The following is a 2,282-nucleotide window of genomic DNA, read 5'->3' on the forward strand; positions in this document are numbered from 1 at the left end:
TCATTAAATTTCTTTTAAAATTAAGTTGTGGAGAAATTCATTCAAGTGAAATTGGAGGAGAAAAAATGAGTGAAAAGAGCTATCATGTAGCTGTAGTTGGGGCTACAGGCGCAGTAGGGCAAAAAATCATTGCATTGTTAGAGAGAGTAACGAAATTTAATATAGAAGAAATTACATTACTCTCGTCAAAACGATCTGCTGGTAAGATAGTACAATTTAAAGGACGAGAGATTAAAATACAAGAGGCAAAATCAACTAGTTTTGAAGGTGTAGACATTGCATTTTTTAGTGCTGGAGGAGAAGTTTCTAGACGATATGTAAATCATGCAGTTTCTAGTGGTGCAATCGTAATTGACAACACAAGTGAATACCGAATGGCACACGATGTACCACTCGTCGTTCCAGAAGTAAATGCACATACTTTAAGGGAACATAAAGGGATCATTGCAGTTCCGAATTGCTCAGCACTACAGATGGTAACAGCTCTTCAGCCAATTCGAAAATCATTTGGTTTAGAACGAATTATTGTTTCAACGTATCAAGCCGTATCAGGCTCAGGAATTCATGCGATTCATGAATTAAAAGAACAAGCTAAGTCAATGCTTACAGGTGAAGAAGTGAAGAGTACTATATTACCAGCGAAAAAAGATAAAAAACATTATCCAATTGCATTTAATGTATTGCCGCAAGTGGATATATTTACAGACAATGATTTCACATTCGAAGAAGTAAAGATGATTCAAGAGACGAAGAAAATTTTAGAAGATCCAAATCTAAAAATGGCAGCTACTTGCGTCAGAGTTCCAGTTGTATCGGGGCATTCTGAATCAGTTTATATTGAACTTGAAAAAGAAGCGACCGTTGCAGAAATTAAAGAAGTACTACTGAATGCACCAGGTGTTATTTTACAAGATAATCCTAGTGAACAAATTTATCCAACGCCATTATATGCAGAGGGTAAAAGAGATACATTTGTAGGTAGAATACGTAAAGATCCTGATACATCAAAAGGATTCCATCTTTGGATCGTTTCTGATAATTTATTAAAAGGTGCGGCTTGGAACTCAGTTCAAATCGCAGAGACATTGGTGGAAAAGGGGATTATTTAGTATAAAGTTATATAAATATTGAATATAGAAGGATATTTGGGAAACCGTTAATTATAATGGTTTCCCATTTTTTACTTAATGAGTATTTTACTAACTTCAATTAGAATTTAATTTAAGTTAGTTTTTATAGTGTTTTTATAAATATCAATTTTATCTGCAGAGAATTTTAAAGCTCTAGGTACTCCATTAATTGTGAGATTAATATTAATTGATAAAGGCATTTCGACTTTTTTCACTACATCTTCTATCGCAATATACTCATCTTCTTTTTCGTTATAAAAAACAACGGAACTAATTAATACCTCAGTATTTTCAATATCAATACTACACATCATAGGGAATTTCTCATCATTATGTATTATTAATTCGCCCAGTACTATTGAACCGTTTAACTCTTCTGTAAAATTTATTGTTTCCACTGGTTTTACCCACGTTTCATCGCACTCTTCGTTTTCCTCTTCATCTATTGCCCATTCCCATATTGGGTTTTGTTTCAAGTCTTCAATAGTTAATTCGTCAACTGGTTTGCTTTTATTCATATACAATTTATCCCTTCATTATAATAAATGGATGATTAAAAAATATTCTTTCTTTAACTGAACAATATGGCCATTTGCATCCCTTTGAAATACAACTTTTCGCATTTTCATAATCAGTTGAACGCCAATAAACAGGTTCAATGTAGAGTTTATTCCATTTGATATTATTTTAACTAGTTTCGAAATACTTTACTCATCCTGATAACCTCTCGAATACTTGTTCTTACAGTAATTTTAACAATGTTTTGAGTAGGTATCAAATAGTTATTAACTGACCTGATTGAAAAGAAAAAAGGATTGTTAATGTATGTGGAAAAGAGTGGAAAACATCAAGAATGAACAAAAGGATTTTGGTATGATATGGATATATTCAATGTGAGGGGGAATTTAAGGTATATCAAATAAAGGGGTATTTTTCGTCACTAAAAGGAAATCATTATGAAATTGGTAAGCAACAAGGGGAATTCGTAAAGAAACACCCGTATCTCATTCCACAATTTATACAGCAAGAAAATTTAATATCGGATAACCATTGGACAGAATCTAGAAATGTACTAAAACAATATTGTCCAGGAATTAATGAAGAAATTGAAGGTTTTTGCGAAGTATTGAAAATTCCTTCAAGGAATATGAT

Annotated in this window: 2 protein-coding genes and 1 pseudogene; 2 read left to right on the forward strand and 1 reads right to left on the reverse strand. The window is 32.3% G+C overall.

Features of this window, described 5'->3' with window-relative positions:
* Positions 1-65: 65 nt before the first annotated feature.
* Positions 66-1,109, forward strand: a complete 1,044-nt coding sequence (locus AB3X48_RS21365) for an aspartate-semialdehyde dehydrogenase (protein WP_367959917.1) — start codon at positions 66-68, stop codon at positions 1,107-1,109.
* 107 nt (positions 1,110-1,216) lie between these two features.
* Here the strand turns inward: AB3X48_RS21365 and AB3X48_RS21370 are convergent, their stop codons facing one another.
* Positions 1,217-1,648 carry a hypothetical protein gene (locus AB3X48_RS21370; RefSeq protein ID WP_071151259.1) on the reverse strand — a complete coding sequence of 144 codons (432 nt, stop codon included), beginning with the start codon at positions 1,646-1,648 and terminating at the stop codon, positions 1,217-1,219.
* Between the two features lie 368 nt (positions 1,649-2,016).
* On the opposite strand from AB3X48_RS21370, the pseudogene AB3X48_RS21375 reads away from it, so the two are divergent.
* Positions 2,017-2,282: pseudogene (locus AB3X48_RS21375) on the forward strand (C45 family autoproteolytic acyltransferase/hydrolase); the annotation flags it as partial.

The sequence above is a fragment of the Bacillus sp. S4 genome, from assembly GCF_040838205.1.
Classification (GTDB): domain Bacteria; phylum Bacillota; class Bacilli; order Bacillales; family Bacillaceae_G; genus Bacillus_A; species Bacillus_A cereus_U.